This is a genomic window from Terrabacter sp. RAF57 (genome assembly GCF_052113925.1).
Taxonomy (GTDB): domain Bacteria; phylum Actinomycetota; class Actinomycetes; order Actinomycetales; family Dermatophilaceae; genus Terrabacter.
Window position 1 is genome coordinate 1 of the sequence record NZ_JBFRDT010000030.1, and the last position, 16,480, is coordinate 16,480.

18 protein-coding genes and 1 riboswitch are annotated in these 16,480 nt (G+C 70.8%); of the genes, 14 read left to right on the top strand and 4 right to left on the bottom strand.

The window, feature by feature from the left end; translation table 11 throughout:
• Nucleotides 1–225: hemerythrin domain-containing protein (locus AB4Y83_RS21270; protein WP_442298086.1), on the bottom strand; the 225-nt coding region annotated here is incomplete at its 3' end.
• A gap of 157 nt (nt 226–382) precedes the next feature.
• Between AB4Y83_RS21270 and AB4Y83_RS21275 the strand changes: the two genes are divergently transcribed.
• The 3 genes from AB4Y83_RS21275 (at nt 383) to AB4Y83_RS21285 (ending at nt 3,494) form a co-directional block, all read left to right on the top strand.
• Nucleotides 383–1,981, top strand: coding sequence for a phytoene desaturase family protein (locus tag AB4Y83_RS21275; protein WP_442298087.1), 1,599 nt, complete (start codon nt 383–385; stop codon nt 1,979–1,981).
• The gene (locus AB4Y83_RS21280) at nt 1,978–2,424 is read left to right on the top strand and encodes an SRPBCC family protein (protein ID WP_442277053.1); all 447 of its coding nucleotides are present in this window, start codon (nt 1,978–1,980) and stop codon (nt 2,422–2,424) included. Before AB4Y83_RS21275 ends, AB4Y83_RS21280 begins: the two co-directional genes overlap by 4 nt.
• 140 nt (nt 2,425–2,564) lie before the next feature.
• Complete coding sequence (locus AB4Y83_RS21285) at nt 2,565–3,494, top strand: hypothetical protein (RefSeq protein WP_442277052.1); 930 nt, start codon at nt 2,565–2,567, stop codon at nt 3,492–3,494.
• A gap of 27 nt (nt 3,495–3,521) precedes the next feature.
• Here the strand turns inward: AB4Y83_RS21285 and AB4Y83_RS21290 are convergent, their stop codons facing one another.
• Together AB4Y83_RS21290 and AB4Y83_RS21295 are read right to left on the bottom strand one after the other, a co-directional pair.
• Nucleotides 3,522–4,811, bottom strand: a complete 1,290-nt coding sequence (locus AB4Y83_RS21290) for a hypothetical protein (RefSeq protein WP_442277051.1) — start codon at nt 4,809–4,811, stop codon at nt 3,522–3,524.
• Between the two features lie 284 nt (nt 4,812–5,095).
• The gene (locus AB4Y83_RS21295) at nt 5,096–5,326 is read right to left on the bottom strand and encodes a hypothetical protein (protein WP_442298088.1); all 231 of its coding nucleotides are present in this window, start codon (nt 5,324–5,326) and stop codon (nt 5,096–5,098) included.
• A 145-nt stretch (nt 5,327–5,471) separates the two neighbouring features.
• Nucleotides 5,472–5,584: riboswitch (SAM riboswitch) on the top strand.
• 246 nt (nt 5,585–5,830) lie between these two features.
• Here AB4Y83_RS21295 and AB4Y83_RS21300 point away from each other — a divergent pair.
• From AB4Y83_RS21300 to AB4Y83_RS21325, 6 genes are all read left to right on the top strand, one after another.
• On the top strand, nt 5,831–6,388 hold the full coding sequence (locus AB4Y83_RS21300; protein WP_442277049.1) for a cysteine dioxygenase: 558 nt from the start codon (nt 5,831–5,833) through the stop codon (nt 6,386–6,388).
• Nucleotides 6,385–7,611 carry an LLM class flavin-dependent oxidoreductase gene (locus AB4Y83_RS21305; protein WP_442277048.1) on the top strand — a complete coding sequence of 409 codons (1,227 nt, stop codon included), beginning with the start codon at nt 6,385–6,387 and terminating at the stop codon, nt 7,609–7,611. The genes AB4Y83_RS21300 and AB4Y83_RS21305 overlap by 4 nt, the downstream gene beginning before the upstream one ends.
• 13 nt (nt 7,612–7,624) lie before the next feature.
• Entirely contained in the window at nt 7,625–9,049 is a 1,425-nt protein-coding gene (locus AB4Y83_RS21310; RefSeq protein WP_442298089.1) for an NtaA/DmoA family FMN-dependent monooxygenase, read from the top strand.
• Nucleotides 9,046–9,654, top strand: coding sequence for an NADPH-dependent FMN reductase (locus AB4Y83_RS21315; protein WP_442277046.1), 609 nt, complete (start codon nt 9,046–9,048; stop codon nt 9,652–9,654). Before AB4Y83_RS21310 ends, AB4Y83_RS21315 begins: the two co-directional genes overlap by 4 nt.
• 137 nt (nt 9,655–9,791) lie before the next feature.
• On the top strand, nt 9,792–10,454 hold the full coding sequence (locus tag AB4Y83_RS21320; RefSeq protein WP_442298090.1) for a Type 1 glutamine amidotransferase-like domain-containing protein: 663 nt from the start codon (nt 9,792–9,794) through the stop codon (nt 10,452–10,454).
• Between the two features lie 183 nt (nt 10,455–10,637).
• The gene (locus AB4Y83_RS21325) at nt 10,638–11,198 is read left to right on the top strand and encodes a dihydrofolate reductase family protein (RefSeq protein WP_442277044.1); all 561 of its coding nucleotides are present in this window, start codon (nt 10,638–10,640) and stop codon (nt 11,196–11,198) included.
• 176 nt (nt 11,199–11,374) lie between these two features.
• Here the strand turns inward: AB4Y83_RS21325 and AB4Y83_RS21330 are convergent, their stop codons facing one another.
• A complete protein-coding gene (locus tag AB4Y83_RS21330; RefSeq protein ID WP_442298091.1) occupies nt 11,375–12,046 on the bottom strand; it encodes a hypothetical protein in 672 nt (223 codons plus the stop codon).
• 270 nt (nt 12,047–12,316) lie between these two features.
• Here AB4Y83_RS21330 and AB4Y83_RS21335 point away from each other — a divergent pair, with 270 nt between their 5' ends.
• From AB4Y83_RS21335 to AB4Y83_RS21355, 5 genes are all read left to right on the top strand, one after another.
• A complete protein-coding gene (locus AB4Y83_RS21335; protein ID WP_442277042.1) occupies nt 12,317–12,961 on the top strand; it encodes a TPR end-of-group domain-containing protein in 645 nt (214 codons plus the stop codon).
• Nucleotides 12,962–13,002: 41 nt separating this feature from the next.
• Nucleotides 13,003–13,536: a GNAT family N-acetyltransferase gene (locus tag AB4Y83_RS21340; protein WP_442298092.1), complete on the top strand. Its 534-nt coding sequence runs from the start codon at nt 13,003–13,005 to the stop codon at nt 13,534–13,536.
• Between the two features lie 138 nt (nt 13,537–13,674).
• Nucleotides 13,675–14,247, top strand: a complete 573-nt coding sequence (locus AB4Y83_RS21345; RefSeq protein WP_442298093.1) for a mycothiol transferase — start codon at nt 13,675–13,677, stop codon at nt 14,245–14,247.
• A 149-nt stretch (nt 14,248–14,396) separates the two neighbouring features.
• Nucleotides 14,397–15,104 carry a VOC family protein gene (locus AB4Y83_RS21350; protein WP_442298094.1) on the top strand — a complete coding sequence of 236 codons (708 nt, stop codon included), beginning with the start codon at nt 14,397–14,399 and terminating at the stop codon, nt 15,102–15,104.
• A 241-nt stretch (nt 15,105–15,345) separates the two neighbouring features.
• Nucleotides 15,346–16,434 carry a glycerophosphodiester phosphodiesterase family protein gene (locus tag AB4Y83_RS21355; protein WP_442298095.1) on the top strand — a complete coding sequence of 363 codons (1,089 nt, stop codon included), beginning with the start codon at nt 15,346–15,348 and terminating at the stop codon, nt 16,432–16,434.
• Nucleotides 16,435–16,480 lie beyond the last annotated feature (46 nt).

The following is a 16,480-nucleotide window of genomic DNA, read 5'->3' on the forward strand; positions in this document are numbered from 1 at the left end:
CTCGTACGACTCGAGCACGTCGTCCTCGAGGTCGGGCAGCAACGCCCGGACGCGGGGGTACATGACCTCGTTCTCGATGTAGGTGTGCACGGTCAGCAGCTCGAGGATCGTGTCGACGACCTTCTGCTTCTGGACCGCGGTCTGGCCGGCCTTGCGGAAGGCGCGGAACTGCTCGCGCACGTCTTTGTGGTCCTGCTTGAGCAGGACGATGGCGTCAGTGGACATGGGCACTCCTTCGAGAGGGTGGGTGCTGCAGACGAGGGTTCGGCCCCGGGACGTCCAGCTCTGTCTTACCCACCTGCCCACGCATCCGGGACGCCGCTCATGGGTTCGTACAGCCCTGCACGGGGTACGACGAGCAGGAGGCGGACGAAGGGGCAGCGTGACGACGACGGATGCAGTGGTCATCGGCAGCGGACCAAACGGGCTCGTGGCGGCCAACCTCCTCGTCGACGCCGGATGGTCGGTCGTCGTGCTCGAGGAGCAGGACCGGCCGGGGGGAGCGGTGGCCAGCGACGACGCCGTCGCGCCCCGGCACGTGCACGACACCTTCAGCTCCTTCTACCCCCTGGCCGCTGCGTCGCCGACGATCCGCGGGCTCAGTCTCGAGGAGCACGGGCTCGAGTGGTCGCACGCCCCGTCCGTCCTCGGCCACTCCTTCGGTGACGGCCGGTGGGGGGTGCTGCACCGGGACCGGGCGGCCACCGCCTCGGCGCTCGACGAGGACGCACCCGGCGACGGCGAGGCGTGGCTGGCCCTCTGCGAGACGTGGGACCGCGTTGGCGACGACGTGCTGCGTGGACTCCTCAGCCCCTTCCCACCCGTGCGCGGTGGTGCCGGCCTGGCCCGTCAGGTGCTCCGACCGGGCGGCCTGGAGCTGCTGCGCGAGATGACGATGCCGGCCCGCAGCCTGACGGAGCGGCTCTTCCGCGGGGAGGCGGCACGGATGCTCGTGGCCGGCAACGCCGGACACGCCGACATCGGTCTCGAGTCGCCGGGTTCGGCGGCCATGGGCCTGCTCCTCGCGTTGCTGGGCCAGTCCGTCGGCTTCCCCGTCCCACGCGGCGGGGCCGGCCGCCTGGCGGCGGCCATGGTGGGTCGGCTCGAGTCGCAGGGAGGCGAGCTCTGCCTCGGCGAGCGAGCCGAGGGCGTACGCGTTCAGGGCGGTCGCGCGGTCGCGGTGCGGACCGCGTCACGCGAGATCCACGTACGCCGCGCCGTCCTCGCCGACGTGTCGGCGCCCGCCCTCTACGGGGGACTCGTGCCGTGGGGTGTCCTGCCGCCACGACTGCGCCACCGGATGGCGCGATTCGAATGGGACCCCTCCACCGTCAAGGTCGACTGGGCGCTCGACCGACCGGTCCCGTGGCAGGGCGCACCTGCTGCGGCTCCCGGCACGGTCCACGTCGCGGACTCGATGGACGAGATGACGCTCACCGGGGGACAGGTGGCTGCCGGGCTCGTGCCCGACAAGCCCTTCCTCCTCGTCGGCCAGATGGGCGTCGCCGATGCCTCGAGAGTGCCGACCGGGGGAGAGGCTCTCTGGGCGTACACCCATGTGCCCCAACGGGTTCGGGGTGACGCGGCAGCCGGCCGGCCGACGGTCCGCGAGGTGCGCGGCACGTGGGACGAGGGTGACCTCGAGGCGATGGCCGAACGCATCGAGCAGCGCATCGAGGATCGGGCACCCGGGTTCCGTGACCGCATCACGGCGAGACGAGTCCTCGGTCCGCGCGAGCTCGAGGCCCGGGACGCCAACCTCGTCGGGGGAGCCATCAACGGCGGCACTGCGGGACTCCAGCAGCAGCTCGTCTTCCGGCCCGTCGCCGGCTCCGGTCGTGCCGAGACGCCGGTCCAGGGCCTCTACCTCGCGTCCGCCTCGGCCCATCCCGGCGGCGGCGTCCACGGTGCCTGTGGCGCGAATGCCGCACGGGCTGCCCTGTGGCACCACAAGATCCAACTGCCCTGGAGGCGCACATGAGCACCACGACACGGACCGTCCACGGCACACCGGAGGCGGTCTTCGACGTCCTCGCCGACGGGTGGAGCTACAGCCAGTGGGTCGTCGGCGCCTCCCGCGTGCGCGACGTGACTCCCGGCTGGCCGGCACCGGAGACGCACATCCACCACTCCGTCGGCGCCTGGCCGCTCCTCATCGACGACACGACGACCGTGCGGCGCTGTGAGCGGCCAGACCTGCTCGAGCTGACGGTGCGTGCGTGGCCGTCCGGTGAGGGCGTCGTTCGGATCACCTGCCGCGCGAGCGGGGCCGACACCGAGGTGACGATGGAGGAGGACGCGACGAAGGGGCCCGGGCTGCTCGTCCCGAAGCCGGTGCGCGACGTGCTGCTCGACCGCCGCAACCGGGAGGCGCTCCGGCGCCTGGCGATCCTCGTCGAGCGCGCCCAGCCGGACCCTGCCTGACGGTTCGGGTGGGTTCGGCGTGGGGGGGCCAGAGGGTGTTTTGCGAAACTTGCGGCAATCTTGCGAAACGCCTGCGCGAGTCTTGAGCAATCCGGACAATTCGGAGGGCTGGTCCCCGCCCTTCGTCACGGAGCTCTCACATGTTCAGCACCCCTCGTGCCCGCGCCACCCGCCTCGTCGCCGCGGCTCTCGCGCTGGCGGGCTCGGCTGCCGCGCTGGTCGCCCTGGCTCCGGGTGCCGCGGCAGCGCCCCGGGCCGGGACGGTGACCGCCGTCGCGTCCGCGGCGAAGGACACTCGGGCCATGTGGGTGTGGGACACGAGCACCCCCGCGGCCACCGTCGACCTCGCCGTGAGCGCCGGCATCGACCAGCTCTTCGTCGCCGTCCCGCCGAACCTCGCCACCTCGAGCCAGCTGCCGAACATCAAGGCGCTGAGCGACCGGGCCCGCGCTGCCGGCATCCGGGTGGATGCGCTCGGGGGCGACCCCGGCTGGGTCGACAACCCGACGTGGGTCGTCACCTACTGGCTCAAGCCGGCCAAGAGCTCGGGCCTCTTCACGGGCATCCACGTCGACGTCGAGCCCTACTCGACCTCCGCCTGGGGCACCGACCAGGCCACCGTCGTCAGCACGTACCTCGCGCTGCTCGACAAGCTCAAGGCCAACGCCGGCACGTACCCCATCGAGGCCGACATCCCCTTCTGGTTCAACACGATCCACGCCGTCGCCTCCACGGGGGCGGCCTCGACCCTCGACCGCGAGATCATGAAGCGCACGGCCGGCGTCACGGTGATGTCCTACCGCAACACCGCGGCCGGCACGGACGGGACGCTCGACGTCGCGACCCCCGCGCTCGCCGCCGGCGCCGCGCTCGGCAAGCCCGTGCGCCTCGGCCAGGAGACGAACTACCTCGGCGCGACGGCCGTCGACACGAAGCAGACGTTCTACGGCTGGACCCGCACCGCGATGGAGGCGCAGCTGGCCCAGGTGAACGCCGGCGCGAGCGCCTCTGCGACGTACGCCGGGCTGGCGATCCACGACGCCACCGGGTATGCCGCGATGGCCCCCTGACCGGGACCGGAGCAGGAGCGCGACGGCTCAGCCGCCACCGATCCGGCCGGCGATGATGCTCGTGATGATGACCGACGTGATCGTCACGGTCGAGAAGCCGGCGACGATCATCTTGGGCAGGATCTCGTTCTCGATCGCGGCCACCTCCTCGGGGGTCTCTCCGGCTCCCTTGGCGGCCTCCTGGGACAGGATCATCGTGCCCGGGAAGCCGTAGAGCGAGGTGAGCCCGATCGCGACGGACATCGACACGCTGTAGCCGAGCAGCTTGCCGACGAGAGCCGAGAAGCCCGCGATCCCGACGATCCCGAAGGCGAAGGCGATGAGCAGCGGCACGGCCAGCGCTGAAACGTCGCTGGGCTTCACCGTCGCCAGGGGTCCGAAGACGAGGATCATGATGGCGATCATCATGAGACCGAAGGCGTCGATGCCCGACAGGACCGACGGCTTGAAGATCCCCGTCGTGCGCAGGCCGATGCCGAAGAGCAGGGCCACGACGAACGTGTTGAGGATGCCGTCGGTGACGTTGTTGATGCCCAGACTGATGAGCACGACCACCCCGACGATGAAGAGGGTGCCGGCCGTCGTGCGGAGGGCGGCGGGCAGCTTCGTCTCCGGGACGGGCTCGGCGGGTGGCGTGGCGTCGCCCCCGCTGCTGCCGGCGTCGCCCTTGCTGCCGCCGCCATCGCCCCCGCTGCTGGCGGCGGCGGCCCCCGCGGCCACCACCGGCGCCAGCGTGCCCGCTCGGTACTCCTCCTTGAGCCGGGCGGCCTCGCGGCGCAGGATGATCGAGGTGAGCGGGAAGCCGATGAGCCCCTGGAGCGCGGCGATGAGGACGGGGAAGACGGCGATGCTCGTCAGGCCGACGCCGAGGGCCGCCTCCTGGACGATGAGGACCGAGATGGTGCCGCCGCTCAAGGCGCCGGTGCCGGCGATCACGAAGTCGAGAGCCTGCGCATAGCCGTCGGCCGCGGAGCCCGAGATCCGGGGCCCGAAGATGAATCCGGCCAGCAGCAGGGCAAGTCCGATGCCGATGACGGTGGCGATGCCGACGAGCAGCGTCTTCCACTGCTTCTTGAAGTCGTCGAGGCTGATCATGGTGCCGAGGTGGACGATGACGAAGCCGACGACGACACCGGCGAGCGCGAGCAGGCTCGAGCTCGCGAGGAGGTCCTCGGGGAAGATGTCGGTGAGGAAGCCGATGAAGAAGATGATCGAGGCGACGAAGAGCGAGGACAGCAGCGACTTCGTCTTCTTCGCGACGAGGTCGCTGACGGTCCAGACGAGCATGACGATGACGAACGCGAGCACCGGGTTCACAGCGGCCTCATCTTCCTCGTGGGCGGGCTGGTCGTCTCCCGATCGTGCCGGGGGAGCCGGGCGTGCCGATTCCCCCTCCGTGGGTGATCGGCACCGATCTGGTGACCCCGTCAGCCCTGCTGCCAGGCAGGGTCGCAGGAGAGCTCGACGTTGATCCAGGTGGCCACGGTCAGGCGGTGCAGCCGCTCGGTGAGGGCCGTCCGCAGCCGGTCGATGTCGGCGACGTCCCACTCGCCGGGTGAGACGACGTGTCGACCTCCACGTAGAGACGCCCCCGGTCCTCGTCATCCGCACGACCGGTTCCACGAGGCCCATCCCGGCGCACAGCTCGGTGACGGCCTCACGGGCCGGTTGCTCGATCTCGGGGGAGGCCTCATCTCGAGCAGCTCGCGCAGCATGGTCCGGACGAAGCCGACCGGGGCCGGGAGCACCATGAGTGACAGGACGATGACGAGCACCGGGTCGACGAGTGCTGACGCGGTGTCCTTGACGTCACCAGCGGGCAGCAGCGTCACGACGAGGAACCCGGCGAGGATCGCCGCTCTAGACGCCGCCCTTGCCCCGCCGAGGCCACGGACCCGACGGTCCGCGGCCTCGGCGGCATCTCAGGGAGTGGTCGCCCAGCTATCCCTACCAAATCAGTATGTTATCGTCTCTGCAGGTCATGAGTCCCAGCGACAAGCCCCGGCTTGCTGGGCGGCAACCCTCCTCCGCGGCGGGGTGCCCCGGGTGAGGACCAGGCGTCGTCCTCCCGCTCGACGCAAGCGCGGGCTCGACGAGGGCCCCACGGACACAAGGGTTCCCATGACGCACACCACCGAACGCCGATCCCGCGGCCACGCCCTGTGGGCTCACCGCCGCCGGCACGTCGACCTCTCCCGGGTGAGCAGCGCCCTCTGTCGGGACTGACGACCAGACGACCGCATGCGCAGCGTCGGCGGCCCGACTGGGCCCGGCTGTGGCGTGCGGCGTCCCCGTAGTCCGTCTCGACCCACCCTCACACCTTCAGGAGCCTTGCCATGCCTCTGCGCACCCGCCCCGACCGGACCACCACCCTCACCACGCTCTCTGCGCCCGGCACCGGGACGCCATCGACGTTCGCACCACGGATCGCCGTCAACCTCGCGGAGACGGCTCGGCGCCTCGCGGGCGACCGTGCCCTCTGGGCCGGCCTCGTCGACTTCGACCCGATCAGCCGCTACTACGCCCGGATCGCCGCCGAGCCCGACCACGAGGCCTGGCTGCTCACCTGGCTCCCCGGCCAGGGGACGGAGTGGCACGACCACGGGCAGTGCGCCGGCTCGTTCGTCGTCCTGCAAGGACAGCTGAGCGAGCGCGTCGCCGATCTGGACGGTCCCGACCGGACCCCGCAGGTCGGTGAGGACGTCGGCCGTCTACGGGCCGGCCAGCAGCGCACGTTCGGACGTCGCTACGTGCACCACGTGAGCAACGAGGGCCCGGACCCGGCGGTGAGCCTGCACGTGTACTCCCCGCGCCTCACCGAGATGACGACGTACGCGCTCACCGGCAGGAGCCTCAGTCCCATCGAGCTGCAGCAGAAGGGAGTCGACTGGTGACTGGCCTCACTCCGAACGCCGCGCAGATCCACCTCGCCGTCGCCCTCGACGGTGCGGGATGGCACCCGGCAGCGTGGCGCGAGAAGGGCGCGCGGCCGGACGACCTCCTCACCGCCCGCTACTGGGCCGACCTCACCTCCACGGCGGAGCGGGGCCTGCTCGACTTCGTGACGATCGAGGACAGTCTCGATCTCCAGTCGGTGGACCCCTTCTCCGACGACGTCGACACGCGCACCGACCAGGTGCGCGGGCGGCTCGACGCGCTCCTCGTCGCAGCCACGGTCGCCCCCCTGACGCGACACGTCGGCCTCGTCCCGACCGTCACGACGAGCCACACCGAGCCGTTCCACGTCTCCAAGGCCGTCGCCACCCTCGACCACGTGAGCCACGGTCGTGCCGGCTGGCGGGTGCAGGTGGGTGGCACACCCGGCGAGACCGGCAACGTCGGTCGTCGCACCCTCCCCGCGATCCGACGGGACTTCGCGTCCACCCCCGAGGGCCGCGCTGCCGTGCGCGATCGCTTCGACGAGGCTGCCGACCACGTCGAGGTCGTCCGGCGGCTCTGGGACAGCTGGGAGGACGACGCCGAGATCCGCGACGTCACGACCGGGCGCTTCGTCGACCGGGACCGGCTGCACCACGTCGACTTCGAGGGCCGGCACTTCAGCGTCCGCGGCCCGTCGATCACCCCGCGACCGCCACAGGGGCAGCCCGTCGTCACCGCCCTGGCGCACCAGACGACTCCGTACGAGCTGGCGGCCCGGTCGGCGGACGTCGTCTTCGTGACGCCGCACGACGACGAGCAGGCCGCGAGCATCCTCGGCGAGGTCCGAGGAGCAGAGGCGCGGGTCGGGCGCGACACCCATCCCCTCACGGTCTTCGCCGACCTCGTCGTGGTCCTGGGGAGCACGACAGAGATCGCCCGGACCCGGCGACGCCGGCTCGACGAGGCCGCGGGGTCGCCCTTCAGGTCGGACGCCCACGTCTTCACCGGCACCGCTGCCGACCTCGCGTCGCTCCTGCTCCGTTGGCACGACGCCGGCTACGACGGCTTCCGGCTGCGTCCGGCCGTCGTCGTCGACGACCTCGTCGCCGTCGTGGACGAGCTCGTGCCCGCGCTCCAGCGCGCTGGGGCCTTCCGGACGGCATACGACCCCGGCACGCTGCGCAAGCGCCTCGGCCTGCCCGTCGCCGTGAACCGCTACGCCGCCGCGTCGGCGTGAGAAGGGAGCTCCCATGACGCAGCACCGCAAGCAGGTCATCCTCGGCGCCCACTTCCCGGGGGTCAACAACACGACGGTGTGGAGCGACCCTGCCTCGGGTAGCCACATCGACCTGTCGTCGTTCACCCACTTCGCGCAGACGGCCGAGCGCGGCCGGTTCGACTTCCTCTTCCTCGCGGAGGGGCTGCGGCTGCGCGAGCAACGCGGTCGGATCCACGACCTCGACGTCGTCGGCCGGCCCGACACGTTCACCGTCCTCGCCGCGCTGGCTGCGGTGACGCAGCACCTCGGTCTCGCCGGCACGATCAACACGACGTTCAACGAGCCCTACGAGGTCGCGCGCCAGTTCGCGACCCTCGACCACCTGTCCGGAGGACGCGCCGCGTGGAACGTCGTCACGAGCTCCGACGCCTTCACGGGTGAGAACTTCCGGCGTGGAGGGTTCCTCCCGCACGCCGAGCGTTACGAGCGCGCCGAGGAGTTCATCGCGACGGCCCGCGAGCTGTGGGACTCCTGGCCGGTCGACGCGGTGCGGGCGGACGGGGCCGACTTCCTGGCCGATGCCTCCGCGGGGACCTTCGAGCACCGCGGCAAGCACTTCGACGTCGCCGGCCGCTTCAGCGTGCCCCGGAGCCCACAGGTCCATCCGGTCGTCCTGCAGGCCGGCGACTCGAGCGACGGTCGCGAGCTCGCAGCGCGCAGTGCGGACGCCATCTTCAGCCGCCATTCCACCGGGGACGGCGCGCGCGAGTTCTACCGCGACGTCAAGGGCCGGCTCGAGCGCTACGGTCGGCGGCCCGACGCCCTCAAGATCCTCCCGGCTGCCACGTTCGTGCTCGGTGACACCGATGCCGAGGCCGTCGCCCGGGCGGCCGAGGTGCGGCGCCAGCAGGTGAGCCCGCAGACGGCGATCCTCCTGCTCGAGCAGGTCTGGAACCGCGACCTGTCCGACTACGACCCCGACGGCCCGCTGCCGACCGTCGACCCGATCGTCTCCGAGGCGTCCTCGATCGTCCGCGGCCGTGCCCGGCAGGTCGGTGACCCCGCGGCCGAGGCGGCCCGCTACCGAGCCGTGGCCGAGGCCAAGGGGCTCAGCATCCGCGAGGTCGTCATCGAGCTGACCGGTCGCCAGACCTTCGTCGGCTCACCGGAGACCGTGGCCCGCGCGCTCGAGGACGCCGTCGCGACCGAGGTCAGTGACGGCTTCATCCTCGTCCCGCACATCACCCCGGGCGGACTCGACGAGTTCGCCGACCGGGTGGTGCCGCTGCTGCAGGAGCGCGGCGTCCTGCGGCGCGACTACGCCGAGGGTGCCACCCTCCGGGATCACCTCGGCCTGGGTGCAGCACGGTCCGCATCCAACTGGGGGACAGGGGTCTCGGCCGCTCACGGCGCGTCGACCGAGCCCTTGAGGACCGGCGTCGGGGCCAGCGCGTGACGGCGGCGGCTGCAGCCGTCGGCACGGCGGTCGAGGTCGTCGAGCTCGTCGGCAACCCGCGGGTCGGCTCGCGCACGCGAGCGCTTGCGGACCTCGTCGTGCGTTCGCTCGCCGAGACGGTGGAGGCGGACGGACGAGCCGCACCGGACGGCATACGCCTGGGGGTGCCCGTCGTCATCGAGCTGGGCGAGGCGGTCGGCGTCACCTTCGGGGCCGAGGTGGCGCGGGCATCGGCTCCCGTCGAGGACCCGTTCGGTGTCGTGAGGCGCGCCGGGCTGCTCGTCGTGGCGACCCCGACGTACAAGGCGACCTACAGCGGGCTGCTCAAGCTCTTTCTCGACCAGCTGAGCCAAGGCGACCTCGTGGGGGTCGCGGCGGTGCCGGTGGCGATCGCCGGCGCGCCCGCCCACCGCGACGCCGTCGCGACCGCGCTGCACGACCTCCTCGTCGAGCTCGGCGCCGACGTGCCCGCGCCCGCCGTGGCGCTGCTCGAGAGCGAGGTCGCCGACCAGGGGGAGCACGTCCGCCGCTGGGTGGGCACGTATGCCGCCACGCTGGGTGCCAGCCTCGGCCGCGCGTCCGAGCCGGTCGGCACGCAGACGTGAGCGAAGCGGGCGTCACCCTGCATGGTTCCGGCCGACCGCCGGTCTGTGTGTACGGTGTCGACACCCGTCAACGTCCGGGGCGCCTCCGCCGGCCCGTTCGTTGCCCCAGAGTCGAGCCATGCCAAGGAGCCCCAGCGATGAAGCTGCTTCTCACCTCGGGCGGCGTCACGAACACCAGCATCCGCGATGCGCTCGTCGGCATGCTGGGCAAGCCGATCTCCGAGTCTGCCGCGCTCTGCATCCCGACCGCCCAATGGGGGCACCCCATGTGCGGGCCGCGGTCGGTGCACAGATTCGTCACGGGCGGGGACCCGGGAGACGCCATGACCTCGCTGGGGTGGAAGTCCGTGGGTGTCCTCGAGCTCACCGCCCTACCCACCATCGGCACGGAGCGATGGGTCGAATGGATCCGTGAGGCCGACGTCCTGCTCGTCGACGGCGGCGATGCCGCGTACCTGTGTCACTGGCTGCGGCAATCCGGCCTGGTCGACCAGCTGTCCTCCCTGCCCGACACGACCTGGGTCGGAGTGAGCGCCGGGAGCATGGTCATGGCACCCCGAATCGGTTCGGACTTCGTCAAGTGGCCGGCGGCCAGTGACGATCGGACGCTGGGGCTCGTGGAGTTCGCGATCTTCCCTCACTTGAACGCTTTTCCGACGAACACCCTTGCGGACGCGGAGCAGTGGGCCGCTGAGATCGGCGGCCCGGCCTATGTCATCGACGAGCAGACCGCCATCAAGGTCATCGGCGACTCTGTCGAGGTGGTTTCCGAAGGCGAGTGGCACACGTTCGGGCTGTAGGGCATCGGTCAACCCAGGCGGGAGGGCGGCAACGGGTGGCCCACTCTCCCTCAGCCCTGTGTACGGCCGATTCCGATCGTGGGGCGGAGCTGGCGGCCCCTGAACATCGTTGGTGGCCCGCCCGGGGGAGTTTGAGTACGGTCCGGTGAAGACGGGCTGCGCGCCTCAAGGGAGAGCAACGAGATGAGACCACTCCGATACTCGATCAACGTCACACTCGACGGCTGCTGCCATCACGAGGCGGGGCTACCCCCGGACGAGCAGTCGATGCGCTACTGGACCGCTGAACTGGAACGAGCCGATGCCCTGCTGTTCGGCCGGGTGACCTACGAGATGATGGAGTCGGCGTGGCGGCAGCCGGCCACGGGCACCTGGCCTGACTGGATGGATGAGTGGCAGATCCCTTTCGCCGAGACCATCAACCGGACGAAGAAGCACGTCGTGTCGGGCACGCTGAGCGGGGTCGACTGGAATGCCGAGCTGGTGCGAGGCGACGTGGGGCACGCGGTTCAGCGGCTCAAGCAGGAGCCAGGCGGGGGGCTGTTCGTGGGTGGCGTGACGCTTCCCCTGGCGTTGGCAGATCTGGGACTGATCGACGAGTACGCGTTCGTCGTGCAGCCGGTCCTTGCCGGACACGGGCCGACGTTGCTCGCCGGTCTGCGCGAGCGCGTCCAGCTCGAGCTGGTGGATCGTCAAGAGTTCCGGTCGGGTGCGGTCGCCCTGCGATACCGGCCCAGGCCGTAAGGGCTTCACGTGATGTGGCCGCCTGAGAGCCAGTGAAACCGGTGGACCAGTCGTGACACCGGTGCTCTGGCAGGACGCCGGAAGTCGCCGTTCAGACGGAATCCCGGACCGGCTCAGTGGGGACCGTGAGGGCATCTGAGGACTGGCAGGTCCTTCGCGTTGCGAGGCCTTGAGCGTCAGACGACCCGACACCGCTGTTGCCGTGATGAGCGCCTGACAACGTGCGTCGGAATTGTGCCCCCAGAGACCGTCGTAGGCAGCAGGCCGGTCACGGCGAACCGGACCGACAGGGTCCCCCGAGCGGCGACGAGCCCCGCCCCGAGCAGCGTCGTGAAGGCCGCGACCACCCGTGCTGCCGGGCCGGTGCGCATCCGAGCGGCCACGGCTTCGACCTGGAGGCTCGACCCGAGCAGGATCAGGGCGTACGTCGAGGCCGAGACGGCGGCGACGTGAAGGAGGAAGACGTCGCTGAACGCGGCGCCGAAGGCGTAGTAGGCGTAGTTGCAGATCCCGTAGAAGAGCAGGCCGAGCCACACGGCGACCGACGTGGCCGAGGCGCGGGTTGCGCTGAGGTACAAGCTCAGCGCGAGCGCGGGCACGATGACTGCCAGCGTCACGAGGTCATTGCCGCGTAGTGCGGCTACCGCCCAGCCCTGCTCGGGGTACAGGCCAGGCACGAGCAGTCCCAGAAGAGACTGGACGAGCATCAGGGCGAGGGCCAGGACCGAGAGCACGCGGGCAGCGGTCAGTCGCGGGCCCGCGCGCAGCAGGGCGATCGCGCCTCCGAGGGGTGATCCTGTGCCCCGGACCCTCTTCTCGGCCCGACCGGCGACGCGCTGGGCAGCCATGGGCTACCCACCTCCTCGGCGACGAGGCGTGCGCTCGAGCGGCGCCCCTCAGCGCGCTCCGCGCACGCCTCTTGCTCCACGGTAGCCCGTGGGGCGAGGAAACAGCCTTGTCGGCAGCCTCACACGAGGCACGGACACCCGTCGTGCGACTGCCGATGAGCGGCTCTGGCAGGGAGAGTGACCTGCGGTTCCCGCAACCTTCCGGACGCCGACCGTCCGGGAGGGCCCGTAACGTTCCAGGCAACGCTCGCCACGTGAAGGAGCTGGGCCATGGCCGGCTACGCAATCGCCCACCTGGATGAGATCGATGAGTTCAGCGACGCCGGGGCCCACTACCGACCTGTCCGCCATCACCTGGGCATCTCGGCCTTCGGGGCCACGGTGTGGACCGCCCGCACGGCGGGTGACGTCCTCATCAACGAACACGACGGAGACGATCCGACGGCTGACCAGGAACTGTTCCTCGTGCTGCAGGGCCATGCGGTGTTCGAGGTCGACGGGGACCGGGTCGACGCGCCGACCGGCACCCTGGTTTTCGCTCCTCCCGGCACCAGGCGCAGGGCCTCAGCCGTCGAAGGCGACACGACCCTCCTGGCGATCGAGGGCACGCCGGGAGAGGCCTACGCGGCCCGAGGTTGGGAACTGTGGGCTCCACTGGCCCCCCGGTACCAGGCGGGGGAGTATGCCGAGGTCGCCGCCCGTCTAGCAGCGTCGGTCCGTGCCAACCCGCAGTACCCCATGTTGTTCTTCAATCTCGCCTGCTGCGAGAGTCAGTGCGGTCGGACGAGCGAGGCCCTCGAGCACCTCCAGCACGCCATCGAGCTGTCGGACGAGTTCAGGGAGTCGGCGAGGAACGACTCCGACCTGGATCCGATTCGAAACGAGCCGGTGTTCACGGAACTGATGCGGCCCTAGCACCCCCGCGACCGACTCGGGTCGTTCGCTAGGTTTCGCCCATGCGGACCATCACCTCGGCGCGACTGGTTCTCAGACCATGGGAAGCCGGCGACGCCGACTTCCTCCTCGACCTCGAGGGCCGTTGGGAGGTCGTGCGCTACCTGGGGGCTGACCCCACGACCATGACCTCCCGTAGCCAGGCGCTCGCCTCGATCGAACGCCGACGCGCCATCAGCGAGCACCCCGTCCACGGCATCTGGGTCATCACCGACCAGGCCGGCGCACGGCTGGGAAACCTTCTGCTCAAACCCATTCCACTGTCAGCAGGGGAAGATCCATCAGACCCCGCGGACGTCGAGATCGGCTGGCACCTGCATCCGGACAGGTGGGGCCACGGATACGCGACCGAGGCTGCGCGCGCAGCATCCGTCGACGCGTTCGCGCGCGGCCAGAGCCGGATCATCGCCGTGACCCATCCCGACAACCACGCCTCGCAAGCCGTCTGCCGGCGCATCGGCATGCGCCACCTGGGCGCGACCACCCGCTACATGGACACGTCGTGCGAGCTGTTCGAGCTGACCCGGGACGGTTGAGCGCTCCTGCCGCCCGGAGGCGGTCACCGAGCGCTCGGCACGACGTATGTCGTCTCGGCCTCGCCGGGATGTCGACCATTTCGCGGTCGACCGGGTTTGCGGACGTCTCTCGTCCGGATGCGTTTCTAGTGTGGACATATGACGAGCACCTTCGGCTTCACGCCCGGCCAGCCACCAGTGTGGGACATCGAGCGCTTCATGCGGGGCGACGAGGTCGACACCGCCGTGATCACCCTGGAACGCAACCGGTTGACCTTCGCGTGGAAGTGCGCGGACGTCGCCGCCGCTGGGATGAGTCGTCGGCTCGGTGCGTCCTCGGTGACGCTGGGCGGCCTGCTCAAACACCTGGCCTGGGTCGAGGAGCTCTACTTCCAGCACCGGCTCGCCGGCCGTGCGTTCATGTCGCCCTTCGACGTGCTGGACCTCGAGAGGGACTGGGACGACTGGGCCTGGGCCACGGCGGCCGACGACACCCCTGACGCCCTGCGTGCGCTCTGGGCCGAGGCCGTGCACCGCTCCCGGGCGTCGCTGACGGAGGCGTGGTCGCGCGGCGGCCTGGACCAGACGACCCACGACGGGATGAGCCTGCGCCGGTTGCTGGCCGACATGATCGAGGAGTACGCCCGCCACACCGGACACGCCGACCTGCTCCGTGAGCACGTCGACGGGGCGACCGGCGAAGGTGCCCCGAGCGACTTCCCGGTGCCCTGAGCCCCACGGCTCGGAGTCAGCCACCGCTCACAGACGGTGGCGGCGTCCGGTATCGACGGGACCCACCCGCGAACGGTTGCGACGACGACGGAAACGGACGGATGTCTGCGAGGGGTCAACCGTGGTGATCGCAGCTATGGTCCCCGTCTATGGACATGCTGAGGAGCGCCCAGATCGCCGAGGCCGACCTGACCGACTGGCGCAAGCTGGCCCAGGGACTGCACGCCCGATACGTGGTCGACGGGTTCGGCGCCGGCGTCCGGTTCGCCGCCGCCGTGGGCGAGGCGGGTGACGCGCTCCACCACCACCCGCACGTGTCGATCGGCACGGAGTGGGTCGACCTCAAGCTGGTCAGCGACGACGCCATCTACCGCGACGACGAAGGCAACGAGCACGTCGTCGAATGGGTGACCCAGCAGGACGTCGACCTCGCGCGACGGATCACCGAGATCGCCGCCGACCACGGGCTCCGGGCCGACCCGGCGTCGGTCAGCGACATCGAGCTCGGCCTCGACACCGCACGCTCGTCGACCATCGCCCCGGTCTGGGCCGCCCTCCTGACGGGGAGCGCCGAGTCCCAGGGGCGCGGGACGCCCAGTGACGAGATCCGGGACGCCACGAGGCGCGTGCCCAACCTGTGGTTCGGGGACTCTGACGAGCAGCAGACCACGGGTCAGCGGTTCCACGTCGAGGTCTACGTCGCGCCCGAGGCGGCCGCGCCACGGATCGCCGCCGTCCTCGCCGCGGGCGGGACCGTCGTCGACGACAGCGATGCACCCGCGCTCACCGTGGTCGCCGACCAGGACGGCAACCGGGGGGTCCTCTGCGTCGACGCGTCCGCGATGAAGCAGGACTGACGCTCGAGCCCGATGACGGGCTGCCGGGGAGGAGCCGTCCGGGGTGACGGCGAGCAGGTCCTTGTGGCGCGGGCTGAAGGCGGGCGGTGCCGGTTCCGGCGGACCCGTGCTGGGCGTCCGCTTCCTCCGCTTCGTCCGTGTTCGGCCAGGGTTCACGGAAGCGCCACGTCGAGGGCACCACAGGCCTGCGGGACGTCCCTAGCGTCGAGGGGCCAGCCCAGCCCCGAGCGAAGGATCTCCCATGCACGTACGCCGTCTCCTGGTCAGCCTGGCCCTGGCCGGCCCCCTGGCAGCACTGACCCTCGGCCCGAGCGCCGCCGCCACCGCGGTCGCCGCCGCAGGCTCCCACGCCGTCCTGCCGCAGCAGACCCACTTCGACCTGCAGGCGCACCGCGGGGGGATCGGCATGACGACCGAGGAGTCCCTCGAGGGCTTCGCCAAGGCGATGCGCCTCGGCGTGACGACGCTCGAGCTCGACACGCAGGTCACCAAGGACGAGAAGGTCGTCGTCAACCACGACCGTCAGGTCAGCGCCCAGAAGTGTCGCGACACGGCCCCGGTCACGGCCGGTGACCCGATGTACCCGTACGTCGGCAAGTACATCAAGGACCTGACCCTCGCCCAGATCCGGACGATGGACTGCGGCTATCAGCAGCTGCCCGGATTCCCTGAGCAGGAGCGGGTGCCCGGCTTCCGGATGGTCGAGCTGGGGGACGTGCTGAACCTCGTGAAGTCCTACCGCGCCAAGCAGGTGACCCTCAACATCGAGACGAAGGTCGAAGCCGGCGCGCCCGAGCAGACCGCGCCGCGAGAGCTCTTCGTGCGCCGCGTCTACGAGGAGATCCATGCCTCGGGCATCGAGGACCAGGTGACGATCCAGTCCTTCGACTGGGGCGCCCTCAACGTCATGCACCGGCTCGCGCCGACGTGGCCGCTCGTCGCCCTCACGAACCACGACTTCCTCCAGGTCGGCAAGCCCGGCGCGTCACCGTGGCTCGGCGGTGTCGACGCCGACGACTTCGCTGGTGACTTCGTCGCGACCGCCGCGGCGGCGGTGCCCGGGCTCACGGCTCTCTCGCCGAACTACGGCTTCCCGCAGAACGGCACGGTCGCCGACCCCGGCTTCCGCTTCTACCCCGACCGGGCCATGGTCGACGCCGCCCACGCCCGGGGGCTCAAGGTCATCCCTTGGACCTGTGACGACCCGGCCACGATCAGCGCCCTCATGGACCTCGGCGTCGACGGCGTCATCACCGACTACCCGAACCGCGTCCGCACGATCATGGCCGACCGCGGCATGCGCCTGCCCAAGGCGTACGCGCCGCGCTGAGCCACCCGGCATACGCCATCGACCGCCCTGCCCGAATCCTCCACAC

Excerpts from the sequence above, each read along its gene's own strand:
- AB4Y83_RS21280 (WP_442277053.1), top strand. The coding sequence starts at position 1,978 with ATGAGCACCACGACACGGACCGTCCACGGCACACCGGAGGCGGTCTTC.
- AB4Y83_RS21285 (WP_442277052.1), top strand. The coding sequence starts at position 2,565 with ATGTTCAGCACCCCTCGTGCCCGCGCCACCCGCCTCGTCGCCGCGGCT.
- AB4Y83_RS21300 (WP_442277049.1), top strand. The coding sequence starts at position 5,831 with ATGCCTCTGCGCACCCGCCCCGACCGGACCACCACCCTCACCACGCTC.
- AB4Y83_RS21310 (WP_442298089.1), top strand. The coding sequence starts at position 7,625 with ATGACGCAGCACCGCAAGCAGGTCATCCTCGGCGCCCACTTCCCGGGG.
- AB4Y83_RS21320 (WP_442298090.1), top strand. The coding sequence starts at position 9,792 with ATGAAGCTGCTTCTCACCTCGGGCGGCGTCACGAACACCAGCATCCGC.
- AB4Y83_RS21325 (WP_442277044.1), top strand. The coding sequence starts at position 10,638 with ATGAGACCACTCCGATACTCGATCAACGTCACACTCGACGGCTGCTGC.
- AB4Y83_RS21330 (WP_442298091.1), bottom strand. The coding sequence starts at position 12,046 with ATGGCTGCCCAGCGCGTCGCCGGTCGGGCCGAGAAGAGGGTCCGGGGC.
- AB4Y83_RS21335 (WP_442277042.1), top strand. The coding sequence starts at position 12,317 with ATGGCCGGCTACGCAATCGCCCACCTGGATGAGATCGATGAGTTCAGC.
- AB4Y83_RS21340 (WP_442298092.1), top strand. The coding sequence starts at position 13,003 with ATGCGGACCATCACCTCGGCGCGACTGGTTCTCAGACCATGGGAAGCC.
- AB4Y83_RS21345 (WP_442298093.1), top strand. The coding sequence starts at position 13,675 with ATGACGAGCACCTTCGGCTTCACGCCCGGCCAGCCACCAGTGTGGGAC.
- AB4Y83_RS21350 (WP_442298094.1), top strand. The coding sequence starts at position 14,397 with ATGGACATGCTGAGGAGCGCCCAGATCGCCGAGGCCGACCTGACCGAC.
- AB4Y83_RS21355 (WP_442298095.1), top strand. The coding sequence starts at position 15,346 with ATGCACGTACGCCGTCTCCTGGTCAGCCTGGCCCTGGCCGGCCCCCTG.